General features: G+C 68.7%; 13 protein-coding genes and 1 tRNA gene. 4 read left to right on the top strand and 10 right to left on the bottom strand.

All coding sequences use genetic code 11. The annotated features are described in order from the left end of the window. Window positions 1-77: 77 nt before the first annotated feature. The 9 genes from J2Y49_RS09675 to J2Y49_RS09715 form a co-directional block, all read right to left on the bottom strand. A complete protein-coding gene (locus tag J2Y49_RS09675) occupies window positions 78-1,337 on the bottom strand; it encodes a pitrilysin family protein (RefSeq protein WP_310114434.1) in 1,260 nt (419 codons plus the stop codon). Then, window positions 1,334-2,755, bottom strand: a complete 1,422-nt coding sequence (gene thrC / locus J2Y49_RS09680) for a threonine synthase (protein ID WP_310114436.1) — start codon at window positions 2,753-2,755, stop codon at window positions 1,334-1,336. The genes J2Y49_RS09675 and thrC overlap by 4 nt, the downstream gene beginning before the upstream one ends. Before the next feature lie 184 nt (window positions 2,756-2,939). Next, window positions 2,940-3,956, bottom strand: coding sequence for a tRNA dihydrouridine(20/20a) synthase DusA (gene dusA / locus J2Y49_RS09685; RefSeq protein ID WP_310114437.1), 1,017 nt, complete (start codon window positions 3,954-3,956; stop codon window positions 2,940-2,942). A gap of 143 nt (window positions 3,957-4,099) precedes the next feature. Then, window positions 4,100-4,175, bottom strand: a tRNA-Glu gene (locus J2Y49_RS09690). 281 nt (window positions 4,176-4,456) lie between these two features. After that, on the bottom strand, window positions 4,457-6,253 hold the full coding sequence (gene recJ / locus J2Y49_RS09695) for a single-stranded-DNA-specific exonuclease RecJ (protein ID WP_310114440.1): 1,797 nt from the start codon (window positions 6,251-6,253) through the stop codon (window positions 4,457-4,459). A gap of 244 nt (window positions 6,254-6,497) precedes the next feature. Further along, window positions 6,498-8,549: a molybdopterin oxidoreductase family protein gene (locus tag J2Y49_RS09700; RefSeq protein WP_310114442.1), complete on the bottom strand. Its 2,052-nt coding sequence runs from the start codon at window positions 8,547-8,549 to the stop codon at window positions 6,498-6,500. A 171-nt stretch (window positions 8,550-8,720) separates the two neighbouring features. After that, window positions 8,721-10,019, bottom strand: coding sequence for a TRAP transporter large permease subunit (locus tag J2Y49_RS09705; RefSeq protein WP_310114444.1), 1,299 nt, complete (start codon window positions 10,017-10,019; stop codon window positions 8,721-8,723). Continuing rightward, complete coding sequence (locus J2Y49_RS09710; RefSeq protein ID WP_310114446.1) at window positions 10,016-10,585, bottom strand: TRAP transporter small permease; 570 nt, start codon at window positions 10,583-10,585, stop codon at window positions 10,016-10,018. Before J2Y49_RS09710 ends, J2Y49_RS09705 begins: the two co-directional genes overlap by 4 nt. 352 nt (window positions 10,586-10,937) lie before the next feature. After that, window positions 10,938-11,960, bottom strand: coding sequence for a TRAP transporter substrate-binding protein (locus tag J2Y49_RS09715; RefSeq protein WP_310114448.1), 1,023 nt, complete (start codon window positions 11,958-11,960; stop codon window positions 10,938-10,940). 176 nt (window positions 11,961-12,136) lie between these two features. Here J2Y49_RS09715 and J2Y49_RS09720 point away from each other — a divergent pair, with 176 nt between their 5' ends. The 3 genes from J2Y49_RS09720 to J2Y49_RS09730 all read left to right on the top strand — a co-directional run bounded on the left by J2Y49_RS09720 (window position 12,137) and on the right by J2Y49_RS09730 (window position 16,678). Beyond that, complete coding sequence (locus J2Y49_RS09720; RefSeq protein WP_310114450.1) at window positions 12,137-14,254, top strand: PAS domain S-box protein; 2,118 nt, start codon at window positions 12,137-12,139, stop codon at window positions 14,252-14,254. Next, window positions 14,251-14,847: a response regulator gene (locus J2Y49_RS09725; protein ID WP_310114452.1), complete on the top strand. Its 597-nt coding sequence runs from the start codon at window positions 14,251-14,253 to the stop codon at window positions 14,845-14,847. Before J2Y49_RS09720 ends, J2Y49_RS09725 begins: the two co-directional genes overlap by 4 nt. A 124-nt stretch (window positions 14,848-14,971) precedes the next feature. Next, complete coding sequence (locus J2Y49_RS09730) at window positions 14,972-16,678, top strand: ATP-binding protein (protein ID WP_310114454.1); 1,707 nt, start codon at window positions 14,972-14,974, stop codon at window positions 16,676-16,678. A gap of 66 nt (window positions 16,679-16,744) precedes the next feature. Here the strand turns inward: J2Y49_RS09730 and J2Y49_RS09735 are convergent, their stop codons facing one another. Then, on the bottom strand, window positions 16,745-18,061 hold the full coding sequence (locus J2Y49_RS09735; RefSeq protein WP_310114982.1) for a pentapeptide repeat-containing protein: 1,317 nt from the start codon (window positions 18,059-18,061) through the stop codon (window positions 16,745-16,747). A 563-nt stretch (window positions 18,062-18,624) separates the two neighbouring features. On the opposite strand from J2Y49_RS09735, the gene J2Y49_RS09740 reads away from it, so the two are divergent. Continuing rightward, window positions 18,625-19,257, top strand: a complete 633-nt coding sequence (locus J2Y49_RS09740; protein WP_310114458.1) for a DUF882 domain-containing protein — start codon at window positions 18,625-18,627, stop codon at window positions 19,255-19,257. Window positions 19,258-19,268: the final 11 nt, after the last annotated feature.

Consider the following 19,268-nt stretch of genomic DNA (forward strand, 5'->3'; position numbering starts at 1 on the left):
CTCACCCCGACCCTCTCCCCGGGGGGGAGAAGGGGAAAAGCGCGAGGGGTGAGGGGGGGCTGCCACCGTCTTCATCGTCAGGCAAGACGCTCCGCGATGCGGTCGTAGCTTTCCAGCTTGGCGATGGGCCCGAGGGCCGCAACGGTCGGACGGCTGGCGCGCAGGCGGCTGGCGGCCTTGACCACGGCGTTGCGGTCAACGCCGTCGATCTTCGCCACGATCTCTTCCACCGGAACCGGGCGGTCGTAGATCAGGATCTGCTGCCCCAACTGCTCGCAACGCGACATGGAGCTTTCCAGCGCCATCAGCGTCCCGGCCTTCAGCTGGGCGCGGGCGCGGGCGACCTCGTCCTCGGTGACGTCGGCACCGACCTTGGCGATCTCGTCGCAGACGACCGGGATCAGTTCCGCGACCTCGTCCTCGCCGGTGCCGGCATAGACGCCGAACAGGCCGCCGTCATGGTAGCCGCCGGTGAAGGTATAGATGGAATAGACCAGCCCGCGCTTCTCCCGAACCTCCTGGAACAGGCGGGACGACATGCCGCCGCCCAGCAGGGTGGACAGCACCGAGTGGGCGTAGAAGTCGGGGTCATGGACCCCTACCCCGTCAAAGCCGAGCACGAGGTGCATCTGCTCCAAGTCGCGGTCCTCGCGGAAGTCGCCGCCGGTATAGCTGGCCGACTCCGGCTTTGGCGGGGCGCCGCTCGGCAGGTCGCCGAAGGCCTTGAACGCGAGATCGACCATGCGGTCATGCTCGATCCGGCCGGCGGCGCTCAGCACCATGCCGGGGGCGCCGTAATGGCCTGCGATGTAATCGACCAGCGCCTCGCGCGGCAGCGCGCCGACGATCTCGGCCGAGCCCAGCACCGGACGGCCGATGGCCTGCCCCGGATAGGCGGTGGACTGGAAATGGTCGAAGATGATGTCGTCGGGCGTGTCGGCGCTCTGGCCGATCTCCTGCAGAACCACCGTGCGCTCGCGCACCAGCTCCTCGGCGTCCAGCGTGGAGTGCTGGATCATGTCGGAGAGGATGTCGAGCGCCAGCGGCGCATCCTCGTGCAGGACCTTGGCGTAATAGGCCGTCTGCTCGCGGGTGGTGTAGGCGTTCAGCTGCCCGCCGACATTCTCGATCTCTTCCGAGATGCGGAAGGCCGAGCGGCGCCGGGTGCCCTTGAACAGCATATGCTCGACGAGGTGGGCGACGCCGTTGACGCTCGCCGCCTCGTTGCGGGTGCCAACCCCGACCCAGCAGCCGAGCGAAACGGACTGCACGTCGGGCATGGTGTCGGTCGCGACGCGAAGCCCGTTGGGCAACGTCGTCACACGAATGGAACTCATGCGGCCTCCTGGGCGGCGCGGGCGCGCGCGATGACGAAGTCCTGAACCGCCGCCAGATCGTTCGGCAGTTCGGACAGGCGCTCCTCGCGCACATAAAGATCGGACAGACGCGGCGGCAGGTCCGGCCGGCGGCCGGTCGCCTTTTCCACCGCGTCGGGGAACTTGGCGGGATGGGCGGTGGCGAGAACCACCATGGGAACGGACGGATCGACCCGGCCGGCCGCGACCGCGGCCTTGGCCGCCCCGATGCCGACCGCCGTGTGCGGGTCGAGCAGATAGAGGCTGCCCTTCCAGGTGTCGGCGATGGTCGCCATGGTGGCGGCCTCATCCACCCGGTGGCCGGAGAAGATGGCCAGCGCGCGGGCGAGCTGCGCGTCGGTCACCGCGAACCTGCCCTCGGCGCGGAAGCGGTTCAGCGCCTCCGTCACCGCGGTGCCGTCGCGGTCGAGCAGGTCGAACAGCAGCCGTTCGAAGTTGGAAGAGATCTGGATGTCCATGCTGGGAGACAAGGTAGGCACGACAGGCGCCGCGACCATGCTCCCGCTGGCGAAAAAGCGCGCCAGGATGTCGTTGCTGTTGGATCCCACCACCAGCGTCTCCACCGGCAGCCCCATGGCGCGGGCGCCGTAGGCGGCATAGACGTTGCCGAAATTGCCGGTCGGCACGGTGAAGGCGACCTTCCGGTCGGGGGCGCCCAGCGCCACCGCGGCGGTGAAGTAATAGACGATCTGGGCCATGATGCGCGCCCAGTTGATCGAGTTCACCGCCGAGAGCCCCATCCGGTCGCGGAAGGCACCGTCGTTGAACATGGCCTTCACGAGGTCCTGGCAGTCGTCGAAGGTGCCGTCCAGCGCGATGTTGTGGACGTTGGACGACAACACGCTGGTCATCTGCCGGCGCTGCACCTCGGACGTGCGGCCCTTGGGGTGCAGGATGAAGATGTCGACGTTCTGGCGGTCGCGGCAGGCCTCGATGGCGGCAGAGCCGGTGTCGCCGGAGGTGGCGCCGACGATGGTCACCCGCTGCCCGCGCTTGGCCAGCACATGGTCGAACAGGCGGCCGAGCAGTTGCAGCGCCACGTCCTTGAAGGCCAGCGTCGGACCGTGGAACAGCTCCAGCACCCAGGTGGTCGGATCGACCTGCACCAGCGGGGTCACCGCGGCATGGTCGAAGCTGGCATAGGCGTCGCGGACGATGGCGCGGAACTCGTCCTCGGCGATGGAACCGCCAAGGAAGGGCAGCATCACGCGGACGGCGATCTCGCTGTAGGGCAGACCGCGCATGGCGCGGATGTCGTCGGCCGTGAACTGCGGCCAGGTCTCCGGCACATAGAGGCCGCCGTCGCGCGCCAGCCCGGCAAGAAGGACGTCCTCGAAACCCAAGACCGGGGCCGCGCCCCGCGTGCTGACGTACCGCACCGCTTACACTCCGTCCGATGAAGTGGGCATAGTTAGCGAGGTGCCCGCCCGCACGCAAGCGGTGCGGGACGCACGGCGCATATTCCGTCCGGTTGGGGCGCCCGGTGGGTCCGGATGGAACGTTTGGAACGCCGTGATACGGTTTTCCGGGGGGTGTTCAGTGGTCCATCCGGGCCGGAGCCTGTCACGCGGCCTCATCCACCGCCTCATCAGCCATACGCCGCCGCACCAGGGAAGCGGCGCGTTCCAGCACTTCCGGGCCGGCACCGGGACGGTGGGCATTCTCCGCGATGTGGCGGCGGTAGGCGCGGGCGCCGGGCAGTCCCTGGAACAGGCCCAGCATGTGACGGGTGATGGAGGACAAGGGCGTGCCGAGCGCCATGCGTGCCTCGATGTATGGCAGCATCGCCTCGATCACCGCATGGCGGTCGGGTCCGGGCTCCCCGCCCATCAGGCGGCGGTCGGCGTCGGCCAGCAGATAGGGCGTCTCGTAGGCGGCGCGGCCGATCATCACGCTGTCGACCTTGCCCAGATGCTCCTCGGCTTCATCCAGCGTCCTGATGCCGCCGTTGATGGCGATGGTCAGATGCGGATATTCCGCCTTCAGCCGGTGGACGAGGTCGTAGCGCAGCGGCGGGATGTCGCGGTTCTCCTTGGGGCTGAGCCCCTTCAGCCAGGCCTTGCGAGCGTGAACGATGAAGTGGGTGCAGCCGGCGGCGGAGACGGTGCGGATGAAATGGTCCAGCGTCGGCCATTCCTCCATCTCGTCGATGGCGATGCGCGACTTGACGGTGACGGGGATCGACACGGCCTCGCGCATGGCGCCGACCAGCCGGGCGACCAGATCGGGTTCCGCCATCAGGCAGGCGCCGAAGCGGCCGGACTGCACGCGATCGCTGGGGCAGCCGACGTTCAGGTTCACCTCGTCATAGCCCCACTCCTCCGCGATGCGGGCGCAGGCGGCGAGGTCGGCCGGGTCGGAGCCGCCGAGCTGGAGCGCAACCGGATGCTCCGCCGCGTCGAAGCCGAGCAGCCGCTCGCGGTCGCCATGCAGCACGGCGCCCGTGGTCACCATCTCGGTATAGAGCAGGGTCGAGCGCGACAGCAGACGGTGGAAGTACCGGCAATGCCGGTCGGTCCAGTCCATCATCGGGGCGACGCTGAGGGGGATGGCGGGGGTTGCGAGGTTCGGAGCGGTCATAGCGGTCAGCTCTGCTGCGGCCGGAAAAATCAGGATGAGCGAAACGGGACCGGCGGGCAACCGCCGGGCGCAAATCCCGCCAAAAGCAAAAGGCCCGGCTGTGCAGCCGGGCCTTCTAAGCTTGTCGCACACCTTGGAGAAGGTGGCGTCCCCGACGGGAGTCGAACCCGTGTCGCCGCCGTGAAAGGGCGGTGTCCTAGGCCTCTAGACGACGGGGACGTCGTTCGCGGTGACGCGCTTTCTAAAGATCGGAGGCGTGGAGCGCAAGCGCTTTTTTGTGTGGGGCGATACTTTTTTGTGGGCGGCGTTAGACCCCCACCTTAATCCTCCCCCGCTCTCAGCGGACCTACGGTCCGCCTGCCGCGTCAGCACAAAGCAAAGCTTTGTGCGAGAGCTGGGCGGGGGAGGAGACTGGTGCTTATTCGGGAGAGTAGCGGCAGTCCCTCCCCCCGCCCAGCGGGGGAGGATAGGTGGGGGCATTCGAAGCCGACGGCATTCCCCTATGCCGACCGCGCAGGCGCCGCGTCGTCGATCAGCAACTGCACGCCTTCGGACCCGTTCCAACGGTCGATGCGCAGCACCCCGGCAAGATGGAAGGGGGTGCCGCGGCCGGTCAGCAGGGCTTGGCCCATGTCGCTGTCCAGCGCGCGGAACGCGATGGCCTTCAGCCGGGCGCCGTCGTTGCCCTGCAGGATGCAGCGGACATGGTTGGCGCCCACCACGTCGGCGCGCACGACGCGAGCGTCGGCGATGGCGAAGCGGGGCTCCGAATTGCCGGTGCCGTAGGGGCCGAGCTTGTCGAGCATGGTCACCAGCCCGACGCTGGCGCCGCCGACCGACAGGGCGCCGTCCAGTTCCAGCGTCGGCACCAGCGGGGCGGCGGAAACCTGTTCGGAAATGCGGCTGTGCAGGAAGTCGCGCAGCGCGTCGATCTTGTCGCCGGCCACGGTGAAGCCCGCCGCCATGCGATGACCGCCGCCGGCCAGCAGCAGCCCCTCCTGCCGGGCGGCGATCACCGCGGACCCCAGGTCGACACCGCGGACGGAGCGGCCGGACGCCTTGCCGATGACGGTGCCGTCGGCGGTTTCCTCCAGGGCGACGACGCAGGCCGGGCGGCTGTAACGCTCCTTCAGGCGGGCAGCCACGATGCCGATGACGCCAGGATGCCAGCCGACACCGGTGACGAAGACCAGATCGGTCTCGCGCCCGGCCTCGGCGGCGACACGCTCCAGGGCCTCGTCGAGGACGGCCTGCTCGATGGTGCGGCGCTCGGCATTGTGGCCTTCCAGGCGCTGGGCGAGTTCCATCGCCTCGATGGGGTCGTCGGTGGAGAGCAGGCGGGCGCCGAGGTCGGACGCGCCGACCCGGCCGCCGGCATTCACGCGGGGGCCGAGGACATAGCCGGCATGGTAGGCGTCGGGCTTCTCCTTCACGCCGGCCACGTCGGACAGGGCGGCGAGGCCGGGGTTGGCGCGGCGCGCCATCACCTTCAGCCCCTGCGCCACCAGCGCGCGGTTCAGGCCGGTCAACGGCACCACGTCGCACACCGTGCCGAGGGCGACGAGATCCAGCCACTCCATCAGGTTGGGTTCCGGCCGGTCGCGGTAGAAGCCGGTTGTCCGCAGCGCGCGGTTGACGGCGACGATGGTGATGAAGGTGACGCCGGCGGCGCAGAGCGTGCGATAGGCGCCGTCCTCGTCCAGCCGATTGGGGTTGACCAGGGCGACGGCCGGCGGCAGGCGCGGCTCGGCGGCGTGATGGTCGAGCACAACGACCTCCAGCCCGGCGTCGGCTGCCGCCTCCAGCGCGGCGAAGGCGGAGATGCCGCAATCGACGGTGACCACCAGCCGCACCCCCTCCCCTTTCAGCCGCAGCAGTGCCGCGGCATTGGGGCCGTAACCCTCCTTGATGCGGTCGGGAACATAGACGCGGATGTCGGCGCCGAGCGAGCGGAAGAAGCGGCGCAGCAGCGCGGCGGAGGTGGCGCCGTCGACGTCGTAGTCGCCGAACACCGCCACCGGCTCGCCGTCGCGGATGGCGCGGGCGATGCGCTCGGCCGCCGGGTCCATGTCGCGGAAGCGCGAAGGGTCGGGCAGCAGAGCCTTCAGCGTCGGGTTGAGGAAGGTCTCGCAGGTCTCGTCGGTGACGCCGCGGGCGGCCAGCACCCGGCCGACGATCTCCGGCAGCCCGCGCCCCTGGGTGAGAGCCTGCGCCTGCCGCTCGTCGCAGGGCCGCGCCTGCCAGCGCTTGCCGGACAGGGAGGTGGCGACGTTGAGGAAGGCGGCGGGGTCGGTCATGGCAGTGCTGCGTGGTCCGGTGGTGGGGGCACAGCCATAGCAGAGATGGGCGCGCGGCGCACGGTGGGTGTGGGCAGAGGTGGGATGTGGGGGTGGGGAGTTGTCGAGTTGGGTGCCCCCACCTTAATCCTCCCCCGCTGGGCGGGGGAGGGACTGCCGCCGTCTTTCCGAACAAGCACTTAACCCCCTCCCCCGCCCAGCGGGGGAGGGTTGGGGTGGGGGTCTAACGCGCAGGTACCCGCGCTCAAGCCGCCCGCATCCACACCGCCGTGTCGTGGAACGCCGCGCCGCCCGCGGGCGGGACCGGCTCCGGCGAGGTCAGGCTGTTGATGCCCATGCCTTCGACAAAGGCGCTGTTCGGCCAGATGCCTTCGACGATCACCACGCCGCGCGGCACGCCGGCGAAGGGCTTGGCATGCACCACCACGCTGCCCTGCGGGTTGCCCAGCCGCACCGCGTCGCCGTCGGCCAGACCGAGCCCGGCCGCGTCGTCCGGGTGGATCAGCGCGGTGGGCCGGCCTTCGCGGCGCTGGGCGGTCAGCGTCTCGGTGAAGGACGTATTGAGGAACTGGCGGGCCGGGGCGGTGACCAGACGGAACGGATGCTCGGCGTCGGCATCGCGGCCGGGGGGCATGTGGTCGGGCAGTTCCGGCATGCCGCCATAGGGGCCGAGCGCCGCCCAGTCGGGGGCGAAGCGGAACTTGTCGTCGGGATGCGCGAAGCCGTTGAGGAAATGCGAGGTCTCGAAATCGGGCTGGGCGTCGATCCAGCGCTGCTCGGTCAGCGTCGCCGCGTCGCCCAGGTTGGACGCCTTCAGCATGGCGTCGATGATCTCCAGCGCGGTCATGCCGAATCCCTGATGCTCGGCGCCGACGCGGCGGGCGAGTTCGGAGATGACCCAATGGTTCTCGCGCGCCTCGAACTGCGGCTCGATCACCTTACGGCCGATCAGGATGTGCATCTGGCCGCCGCCGCGGTAGATGTCGTCATGCTCCAGGAAGGTGGTGGCGGGGATCACCAGATCGGCCAGCTTCGCCGTATCGGTCATGAACTGCTCATGCACCGCGACGAACAGATCCTCGCGCAGGAAGCCCTGGCGGACGCGGGTCGAATCCGGGCAGATCGTCACCGGGTTGGTGTTCTGGATCAGCATCGCCGTCACCGGCGGGCCGCTGGTCAGGTCGCGCGGGTCGCCGGTCAGAACCGCGCCGATGCGTGACTGGTCGAAGCTGCGCACCGACGTGTCCAGGCGGTCCAGCCCTTCCGACAGGGTCTTGTCCAGCTTGTAGATGCCGGACGAGCAGTAGAGCGCGCCGCCGCCCTTGTGCTGCCAAGCCCCGGTGACCACCGGCAGGCAGGACACGGCATGGACCTGCGCCGCACCGTTGTGGGCGCGCGACAGGCCGTAGCCGACGCGCAGGTAGGACCGCTTGGTAGTGCCGTAGAGGCGGGCGAACTCCTCGATCTCCGCCACGGTCAGTCCGGTGATCCCAGCGGCCCATTCGGGCGTGCGGGTTGCGAGATGCGCCTCCAGACGGTCGGTGCCGGCGGCGAGGCGGTCGAGATAGGCGCGGTCGGCGTGGCCGTCGCGGAACAGCACATGCATCACCGCGCAGGCCAGCGCCCCGTCGGTGCCCGGACGCAGCATCAGATGCAGGTCGGAGACCTCGGCCGTGCCGGTGCGGTAGGGGTCGATGGTGACCAGCTTGGCGCCGCGGCCTTTGCGGGCGCGGCTGACATGGGTCATCACGTTGACCTGGGTCGCCACCGGGTTGCCGCCCCAGTTGACGATCAGGTCGCTCTCCGCCATCTCGCGCGGGTCGGCGCCGCGGATGTCGCCATAGCCGGCGAGCCAGCCCATGTTGGCCGGCGTGTCGCACACCGTGCTGGTCTGGCGCGAATAGCCCTTGGCATGGCGCAGGCGCTGGATGGCGCCGCGCTGCACCAGACCCATGGTGCCGGCGTAGAAATAGGGCCAGACGGCTTCGGGGCCGTGAGCGCGCTCTGCGGTCAGGAAGGCATCGGCGATGCGGTCCAGCGCCTCGTCCCAGCCGATCGGCTTCCACTGTCCGGAACCCTTGGGGCCGGTCCGCAGCAGCGGGGTCTTCAGCCGGTCGGGGGAATGCACGCGCTCGGCATAGCGGCTGACCTTCGCGCAGATGACGCCGGCGGTATAGCTGTTCTCCGCTGCCCCCCGCACCTTGCCGATGCGGTCGGGGGCGAGGCGTTCCACCTCCAGGGCGCAGGTGCTGGGGCAGTCGTGCGGGCAGGCTGTGGGCAGGAACTGGGCCGACAATGCTAACCTCTGGTCTGGCTGGCGGCGGGAGAACGGCAAGTTTAGGCCCTGCCCCGCGCCCGCTTCAATGCACAACAATGTATGGGTACAATAAAGAGGGGCCGCGAAGTCCCCTTCCGGACTTCGCGGCCCCAACCGCTCGGGCGAAAAATCCCCAGACGACTTGCGGCTTTACATCACGCCGATCAGGCGCGGGAACCACAGCGAGATCGCCGGCACATAGGTGACGAGGCCGAGGAAGATCAGCATCGTCAGCAGCCACGGCCAGACCGCGACCGTCAGCTCCGTGATGCCCATCTTGGTGATGCCCGACGCGACGTAGAGGTTCAGGCCCACCGGCGGGTGGCACATGCCGACCTCCATGTTCACGATGATCAGGATGCCGAAATGCACCGGGTCGATGCCCAGCGACATCGCCACCGGGAACAGGATCGGCGCCATGATCAGGACGATGGACGACGGCTCCATGAAGTTGCCGGCCATCAGCAGCACGATGTTCACGACCAGCAGGAAGACCCAGACACTCAGGTTCTGGCCCTGGATCCAGGCGGCCATGCTCTGCGGGATCTGCTCCGACGTCATGACGAAGGAGAAGAGGACCGCGTTGGTGATGATGTAGAGGAGCATCGCCGACATGCTGGCGCTGTCCAGCAGCACCTTCGGCACGCGGGTGAGCGGCATGTCGCGGTAGATGAACACCGCCACGATGAAGGCATAGACCGCCGCCATCGCCGCCGCCTCGGTCGGGGTGAAGATGCCGGTGTAGATGCCGCCCATCACGACGACGATCAGCAACAGGCCCCAGAAGCTCTCCCGGAACGCCAGCCAGCGCTGCCGGGCCGACGCCTTGGGCAGGCGGGGATAGCCGAACTTGCGGGCGCGGTACCAGGTGGTGAAGCCGAGGAAAGCCGCCAGCATCAGGCCCGGCACCACGCCGGCCAGGAACATCTGGCCGATGGAGGGCGCCTGCGGATGGCCGGTGGTGGCGACGCAGTACATCACCATCACGATCGATGGCGGGATCAGGATGCCGAGCGCGCCCGAGGTGGTGACGACGCCGGCGCCGAAGTTCCGCGGGAAGCCCTGGGCCACCATGGCCGGCAGGATGATGGAGCCGATGGCGACCACCGTCGCCGGGCTGGAGCCCGACACCGCGGCGAACAGGGCGCAGGCCAGCACGCCGGCCATGCCGAGCCCGCCATGCCAGTGCCCGACCATCGAGGTGGCGAAGTTGATCATGCGCCGGGCGACGCCGCCGTGGGTCAGGAAGTTGCCGGCCAGGATGAAGAACGGGATCGCCATGATCTCGAACTTCTCAATGCCCGTGAACAGCTTCAGCGCCACCGCGGCGACCGGCACGTCGGTCATCAGGAACAGGAAGGACAGAACCGTCAGGCCGAGCGAGATGGAGATCGGCATGCCGGTGAGCATGAGGGCAATCAGCAGCCCGAAGATGATGAGCGCGTTCACGCCGGGCCTCCCTCGTTGGCGGCTTCGACCGGGTCGATGCCGTCGACCTGGGCATGATCGTGGTGGGGCAGTTCGCCGGTCCGGATGAAGGTCCAGGCGACCTGAAGGAAGCGGAAGCACATCAGGAAGGAACCGAGGGGAATGGCCAGATAGACCAGCCACATCGGCAGTTCCATGTCGGCCGACACCTGTTCGGTCTCGGCGATGTGGTAGACAAAATTGGCGCCGAGCGCGCCGACGACGCCGGTGAACAGGGCGCCGGCCAGCAGGCCGAAGACGACGAAGCGGCCGCGGATGTCCGGCCGCAGCCGGTTGATCACCACGTCCACGCCCACATGGATGCCGGTGCGCACGCCATAGGCGGCGCCGAACTTGGCCATCCACACGAACATGTAGATGCAGACTTCCTGGGCCCAGGCGAGGTTCCAGTGGATGACGTAATCCTGGATGACGGCGACGCCGGACAGATAGCGGTGCATGACCGCCACGAAGATGACGAGCGTCGCCGCCGCCATGAGGGAGGCGATCAACGTCTCCTCAAGGCGGTCGAGTATTTTCATAAGCATGTCTGGGGGATCTCCCGGTCGGCGGAGATGGTGTCGGGTACGCTGTGTCTTCACGCTCCCGTTCCGGGAGACGAGGCATCGACACGTCTGTCGGCAGTGACTGGCCCTCTCTCCCCCGGGGGGAGGGGACCCGCCGCGCAGCGGTGGGGAGGGTGAGGGGGCCGGCGCGCAAGAGCGCGCCGCCAAGGGGCATGCTGCCCCTTGGCAATCCCCTGGCACAGGCCTTGCCTGTGCTACCCCCTCACCCTGACCCTCTCCCCGCTTTCGGCGGACCTACGGTCCGCCTGTCGCGTCAGCGCAAACGGAGCTTGCGCGTGAGCGGGGGAGAGGGAATTCCGTCTGACGACTCACATCACATCTTGAAGCCGGCGGCGGCGGCTTCCTTGTAGATCGCTTCGATCAGGTCCTTGCCGACGCGGGATTCGGCATCCTTGTGGACCGGCTTCAGGGCCTTGATCCAGGCTTCGCGCTCTTCCTTGGTCTGGGTGTGGAAGGCGGTCTTGCCCGACGCCTTCATCTGGGCCAGCGAGACGTCGTTCTCGTTCTGGGCGATGTCGTTGGCGTAAGCGGTCGCCTCCTTCATCGCGCCTTCCAGGCCGGTGCGGACGTCGGCGGGCAGGCCTTCCCAGAACTTCTTGTTCACGATGACCGCATAGCCGAGATAGCCGTGTTCGGTCAGCGTGGCGTTCTTCTGCACCTCGTGCATCTTCTGGGTGTACATGTTGGACGGCGGGTTTTCCGTGCCGTCGACGACGCCGGTCTGCAGCGCCTGGTACACTTCGGAGAAGGCCATCACCTGCGGCAGGGCGCCCAGCGCCCGCATCTGGGCATCCAGCACCTTGGACGACTGGATGCGCATCTTCAGACCCTTCACGTCCTCCGGCTTGATGACCGGCTTGTTGGCGCTCATGATCTTGAAGCCGTTGTCCCAATAGGCCAAGCCGATGATGCCCTTGGTTTCCAGCTTCTGGAACAGCTGCTTGCCGATCGGACCCTCGGTCACGCGGCGCAGAACGTCCTTGTTCGGGAAGATGTAGGGCAGGTCGAAGACCTCGAATTCCTTGGCCCCCAGCGGACCGAACTTGGCCAGCGACGGGGCCAGCATCTGCACCGCGCCCAGCTGCAGAGCCTCAAGCTCTTCCTTGTCCTTGTAGAGCTGGCTGTTAGGATAGACCTCGACCTTGACCTTGCCGCTGGTCATCTTCTCGGCAAGTTCCTTGAACTTCTCGGCACCCTTGCCCTTCGGCGTCTCCGGAGCGACGACGTGGCTGAACTTGATCACGATCTGGTCCTGGGCCCAGGCCGTGGACAAGGCCATCGGCGCCGACATCATGCAGCCGACCGCCGCCGCGCACAGAAGCTTCACGAGTTTCATAGGTGCGTTCCCCTCTGGTGTCGATTATCCGTAGGGCGGAATGTCCCGCCTTGAACTTGTTGCGCATTGTTCATGATCTGACGAATTGCGGCTATTGTGGATATCCGCAGAGTCGGCCTATCCCACTTTCGTCCGGTCCCATCGTCCTCCGCCTCCACACTTTCGTGTCGATCGTCATGCCGCAGCCCAACCGCACTCCCGGCTCCGCCGCCCTGCCCGCTTCCCGATCCGGGTGGGCGGTGCCGCATGCCATGCCGCTGGTGGCGATGGCGCTGGTCGTCGTCCTGCTGGGCGCCTTCCTGTGGCTTCTGCAGCGCAACGAGCGGGACGAGGAGGCGCTGGCCCTGATCAAGGACGCGCTGTGGGTGGAACAGAACCTGCATTTCCAGCTGGCATCCGACGAGGACAAGCTGGAAAGGCTGGCGGAGACGCTGGGCCGGGCGGAGGTGGACCTGCGGCAGTTCGCCGCAATGGCCCGGCTGGTGGTGAACACCAACCCGGCGATCGAACGGGTGCTCTGGCTCGACCCCCAGGGGCGCACCATGCTGGCGGAGCCGCCGCTGCCCCAGGACGGCATGCCGGGCGCGGACGGCCCGCCCAGCGACAGCCTGACCCGCCACGACGCGATGCGCATCGCGAGGTCCTCCGGGCTCAGGGCCTATGGCGCGCCCTACCGGATCGACGTCACCGACCGCGGGTTCGACGTCGCCTTTCCGCTGTTCCGCGACGGCGTCTTCGTCGGTGCGCTGGTCGGCGTCTTCTCGTTCGAGGCGATGCTGACCCACCATGTCCCCTGGTGGTTCGCCCAGCGCTACCAGCTGGAGGTGATCGACGTCACAGGCACCGTTCTGGGGGCGAAATCGCGCATGGTGGTGCCCGGTTCCATGACTGGTCCGTCTCCCGACCCGGCCAGGAGCCACGTCATCCCCTTCGATCCGCCCGGCCACGGGCTGGCTCTGGTCGCCACCGCCTACCCCAGCGAGTCCAACGTCACCCGCACCGTCCTGGTGGCGGCGATCTTCGCGCTGACCGGATCGGCGCTGTGGAGCCTGTGGTCGCTGCGCCGCCACATCGCCGGCCGCCTGCGCGCCGAAGAGGCGCTGCGCGAGGAGCATGCCTTCCGCAAGGCGATGGAGGACAGCCTGACCGTGGGCATGCGCGCCCGCGACCTGGAAGGGCGCATCACCTACGTCAACCCGGCCTTCTGCCGGATGGTCGGGCTGGAAGCCGAGGATCTGGTCGGGCGCGGCCCGCCGATGCCCTATTGGCTGCCGGAGGAGATCGACCGGGCGGAGGCCGCGCTGCAGGACGTGCTGGCCGGCCGCGCGCCGGAAACCGGGCTGGAGATGCGGTTCCAGCGCGCCAGCGGCGAGCGGTTCGACGCGCTGATCTACGAGGCGCCGCTGATCGACGCCAATGGGCGCCAGACCGGCTGGATGGGCTCCGTCCTCGACATCACCGAACGCAAGCATGCGGAAGAGCTGGCCCGCCAGCAGCAGGAGCGGCTGCAGCAGACCTCCCGCCTGATCACGATGGGCGAGATGGCCTCCACCCTGGCGCATGAGCTGAACCAGCCGCTGTCGGCCATCGCCAGCTATTGCACCGGCTGCCTGAACCGCCTGCGCTCCGGCCGGTTCGACACCGACGAGGTCGCCGCGGCGCTGGAGAAGCTGGCCGCGCAGGCCAAGCGCGCCGGGCAGGTGGTGCGGCGAATCCACGACTTCGTGCGCAAGCGCGACCCCAACGTCGCCCCCTGCTCCCTCGCCCGCGTGCTGGAGGATTGCGTCGGGCTGACCGGCGCCGACGCCGCACGGCTGGGCGTGCGGGTGGAACTGGACGCCCCGGCCGACCTGCCGCCGGTCACCGGCGACCGCATCCTGCTGCAGCAGGTGGTGCTGAACCTGATGCGCAACGGGATCGAGGCGATGGCCCGCACCCCGCGCGACGACCGCCGCCTGACCGTCACCGTCCGCCGGGAGGGAGGGGGGGACGAAGCCGGGGACGGCGTGCTGCTGACGGAGATCCGCGACCGCGGATGCGGTGTGGCGCCCGATGTGGCGGAGCGCCTGTTTTCCCCTTTCTTCACAACTAAGCGCGAAGGTATGGGGATGGGCCTGAACATCTGCCGCTCCATCGTCGAACACCACCGCGGTCGGCTGTGGTTCGAACCGGTGGCGGAGGAGGAGGATGCCCCGGACGGCAACTCCGCCGGGACACGCTTCCTGTTCACCCTGCCGGTGCACGCCCAACCCTCGGGCCGAGTTTCAGACCAAAGCGCAGAGGCCGCAGAATGACCACGCTCCACATCGTCGACGATGACGAGGCGATCCGCGATGCGCTCGGCTGGCTGTTCCAGTCGCGCAACGTGCCGGTGGTCGGCTGGCCCGCCGCGGAAGCCTTCCTGGAGGCGTGGAGGCCGGACATGGCCGGCTGCCTTCTGCTGGATATCCGCATGGAGGGGATGAGCGGGCTGGAGCTGTTCGACCGGCTGCTGTCCAAGGGATGCCGGATGCCGGTGATCTTCCTGACCGGCCATGGCGATGTCCCGATCGCCGTCAGCGCGCTGAAGAAGGGAGCCCGCGACTTCGTGGAAAAACCCTTCAACGACAACGAACTGGTCGACCGGGTGATCGACGCCCTGGCCTTCGACGCCGAACAGCGCGAGCGCGAGGCGGGACAGGCCGGGCTGGCGGCACGGCTGGCCACCCTGACCCAGCGCGAACGGCAGGTGATGGAGCTGGTCGTCGCCGGCCGCCTGAACAAGGTCATCGCCGACGAGCTGGGCATCAGCATGCGTACGGTGGAAGTCCATCGCAGCCACGTGTTCGAGAAGATGCGGGTGAAGACGGCGGTGGAGCTGACCCGGCTGCTGACCGGTGCCGCGTGATTTGGGGGGTGACTGGGGATTTGACCGGGGGCAACCCCGGCCTGCCCCGCCTGCCACGTCCCCGACCATTCCTTGCCACTCCGGTGGTGCCTTAGCAGTGGAGCGTCGACGGTTGCGCCTGCGATTGCCCGGTTCCCTGCTCGCCATCGGCGTGGCTGTGACCACGCCCCTGCTCCTGTTCGGCGCCGTGCTGGTCTGGCAGCTCGACGCCCGCGAGCGCGGGAAGATGGAGGGCGAACTGCAGTCGGCGGCGCAGTCGCTGTCGCTGGCGGTCGACCGTGAACTGGCGAGCCAGCTGCGCCCGCTGGAACTGCTGTCCGCCCTGGTGCAGCCCAGTGCCGGCGATCTGCGCGCGCTGTACGACGAAGCCACCGCCGCCGCCCACAGCCAGGCCGGCTGGCTGGCGATGGGACTGATCGACGCCGACACCGGGCGCTTCGCCTTCCACACCCATTACCCGCTGGGCGTCCAGCCGTTGCCGCCGCCGCGGCTGGACGACATCACCCGCCATGTGATCGAAAGCCGCCGCGCGGCGATCGGCGGCGTGCTGCCGCCGGGCGGACCGCCGGGGCGGCCGTCGCTGATCCTGCGCGCGCCGGTGCTGCAATACGACCCGGCGGTCGAGGGCGACCGGGTGCGTTATGTCCTGTCGCTCGCCCTGGGGCTGGAAGGGCTGGGCAGCGCGCTGCAGACCCGCAACACCCCGCCCGAATGGACGGTCACGGTCATCGATCCGACCATGCTGATCGCCGCCCGGTCGCGCGATGCCGCGACCTATCTGGGCCAGCGCGTCCATGCCAGTCTTGAAGAGCGTGTCAGGATCGGCAGCAACGGCATGTTCGCGGGTAAGACGAAGGACGGCATCGATGTCCATGCCGTCATCCACCGTTCCGCCGAGACCGGATGGTCGGTGGTGCTGGGCGTGCCGTCGGCAATCGTGCAGCAGAGGCGGAACGCCCTGCGCATGACGGTGATCGGCGGCGCTGCCGCGGCCTGTGCCGCGACGCTGGGGCTGGCCCTGCTGGTGTCCCGCGCCTACCGCCGCCGCCGCAGCGCCGAGGAGGAGGTGCGCCGCGCCCGCGAGGCCGTCCTGATCGAACAGCGCCGCCGGCTGGAATCCGAGAAGGAGCATGCCGAGGCCGCCAACCGGGCCAAGAGCGAGTTCCTGGCCAACATGAGCCACGAGCTGCGCACGCCGCTGAACGCCATCATCGGCTTCGCCGAGGCGCTGATGTCCGGCATCTTCGGCCCGGCTCCGCCGAAGCATGTCGAGTACATGTCAGCGATCCACCAGTCCGGCCGGCACCTGCTGGACCTCGTCAACGAACTGCTGGACATGGCGAAGATCGAGGCCGGGCGGCTGGAGCTGTTCCCGGCCTGCGTGCCGCTGGGCGAGCTGCTGGACGACTGCATGGGGCTGGTGGAGGCGCTGGCCCTGCGCAAGGGCGTGACGCTGACCGGCGACCGCATCGACCGGGCCGTGCAGGTCACGGCGGATGGGGTCCGCATGCGGCAGGCGGTGCTGAACGTGCTGTCGAACGCGATCAAGTTCACCCCCGCCGGCGGTGCCGTGCGGGTGGAGTCCGCCGCCGGGCCGGACGGCAGGGGGGCGGTCATCGTCATTGCCGACACCGGCGTCGGCATGACGGCCGACGAGTTGCTGATCGCGATGGAGCCCTTCCGGCAGGTCCACAACTATCTGACCAAGGCCGAGGCGGGCACCGGACTGGGCCTGCCGTTGGCCCGCCGCTTCATCGAGGCCCATGGCGGCACGCTGACCCTGGACAGCACCCCCGGCGTCGGAACCACGGTGACGATACGACTGCCGTGATGGGCCGGCTGCCGCGAGGGGGACCGGTTGCCGTGAGGGAGGACGGGCGTTCGGCCCCGAAGGGTCCTACCCCCGCCGGGGCGGACGGCCCGGAAGCATGGCGCGCTGCAGCTTGGCGCCGGCAAGGTCGGCGCCGTCCAGGTCGGCGCTGTCGAGATTGGCGTCGGACAGGTTGGCCTGGACCAGACAGGTTCCGACCAGCAGGGCACCGCGCATGTCGGCCCCCATCAGGTTGGCGGCCCAGGAGCGGCCGGTCGGGCGCCCCGACGGGTCCTTGATCGCCGCCGGCCCCAGCCGCACCCGCGTCAGGTCGGCGTTGGTGAGCACGGCATAGCTGAGGTTGGCGCCGGACAGATCGGCGCCCATCAGGTTGGCGCCCTCCAGATTGGCGCCGGACAGATCCGTCATCATCAGCCGGGCGCCGGTCAGCGCCGCCGCCGACAGGTTCGCCCCGCGCAGGGATGCGGCGCTGAGATTGACGTTGCGCAGGTCGGCGCGGCTGAGGTCGGCGCCGTCCAGGTCGGCACGCTGGCCGCGCTGGCCGACGCTGTCGATCCAGCGTTCATGGTCGAAGATGGCGCGCTGAATCTCCGACCCCATGCTGTCGATCGGCCGGGTCATCTGCGCGGTGGCGATCCGGGTGGAGGACAGGTCGCAGTCGGCCATGCGGGTGCCGACCATGTCGGCCTTGTCGAAGCGGGTGCCGTCGAGCGACGCCCCCGACAGGTTGGCGCCGTTCAGCCGCGCACCGGTCAAATCCGCGCCGGTCAGGACCGCCCCCGACAGGTCGGCGTTCTGCAGCACGGCGCCGGTCAGGTCGGCATCGGACAGGTTGGCGCCGCGCAGCACCGCACCGGTCAGGTCGGTGGGGATCCCACCCTCCGCCGTCGTGCCGTTCTGCAGGCGGGCGAGCGCCGCCTTGTGGAGTTGGCGGGCGCTTTCGGCGTCCTGGCCGCTGGGCGCATCGGGGCCGGTTCCGCGCCTTGCGCTGCCGCCCGGCTCCAGCGTGCCGGCGCGCAGGTCCGCCCCCTTCAGGTTGGCGTTGGAGAAATCGGCCGCACGCAGGCGGGCGCCGCGCAGATCGGTCTGCATCAGGTTGGCGCGGCTGATGTCGGCATCGCGCAGATCGACGCCGAACAGGTCGGCGCCGGCCAGATTGGTGCCGTTCAGCCGGCCGCGCGCCAGCCGCGCGCCGACCAGACGGGCGCCGCGCAGGTCGCGCTGCGACAGGTCCACACCCTCCAGGTCGGCCATGGCGAGGTTGGCGCGGGCACCGCCCGGCTGGCCCTTGATCCAGCGGGCGTGCCGGTCCAGCACCTCGGCCAGTTGATCAGGCCGAAAGAAGGACACGGTGGAAGCGGTAGGGGCGGAGGCGGTGGGCACGGGCAAGTTGACGCCGTGAAATTGGTTACATCGCGACAATCATGCGATTCATTCCTTACCGAAGGCTGAATGAATCCCCTTTTGCGCTCACTCTTTCGGAGGATGCGGTTCGGGAGTGCGGCGCTATGGCATCCGGCCGGGCGGAGCGGCACCGGACGAGGGTCCGCTATGAAATACAGAAGCTTGGCCATACGGACGGCCGAGCCCTTCCTTCCGGTCCGACAGGGTCATTCTATGGTGAAGCTCCCGAGTCGCGCACGTTACGGTTCTGTAATCGAACCGGCTGCGAACGAGTCGCGAACAGCTTCGACTCAGCATCCGGGTCGGCCTGCCCGCTGTTCGGCGGAAACCCTGGACTCGGCCGAAAACCGGCAACGGTTAAGCAATGGTTTCTTGACAGCAAAGGCCACAGACATCCTAAAAGTGTCCCACCTTTCGGACTAACGCACCGCAGCACGCCCTGACCTTGGCCCGGGTGTGACTTTGGCCGTAACCGGGATGACGGGCTCCGAAGGACGGAGACGGCACCCCGGAGCGGAAAAACGGGATATGAAGGAAGAATGATGAAGGATGCGGACGCCCGGTCGACCACGACCGCACGCCCGAGCGCTGGCGAGAGCCACGCCACCGAACGCCGTCATCTCGATCGCCGCTCTCTTCTGCGCGCCGGCCTGGGCCTGGCGGCGGTCGCCTCCGCCGGGGGAACCCTGTTCGCGAGCGAGGAGGCCGAGGCCGCGGCGCTCCGCGCCCCACCGCGGATGCTGTCCCTGGTGAACCTGCACACCGGCGAGAAGGTCAGCGCCGAGTACTGGGCGAAGGGCCGCTATGTGCGCGATGCCGTGCGGGCGATCAACCACCTGCTGCGCGACCACCGCAACAACTCGGTCCATCCCATCGACCCGAAGCTTCTGGATCTGGTCCACAATTTGAGCCGCAAGATCGGCCGCAAGGGACCGATCGAGATCGTGTCCGGCTACCGCTCGCCGGAATCCAACGCGATGCTGCGCGAGGCCGACCACAGCGGCGTCGCCCAGAACAGCTTCCACATGCGCGGCATGGCCATCGACCTGCGGGTGCCGAAGATGTCCACCCGCCAGCTGCAGCGCGCGGCGCTGAGCCTGCGCGGCGGCGGCGTCGGCTATTACCCCGACAGCAACTTCGTCCACGTCGACGTCGGCCCGCTCCGCCACTGGTGAGCGGGCCTCCG

The organism is Azospirillum sp. BE72 (assembly GCF_031455875.1).
Taxonomy (GTDB): Bacteria; Pseudomonadota; Alphaproteobacteria; order Azospirillales; family Azospirillaceae; genus Azospirillum.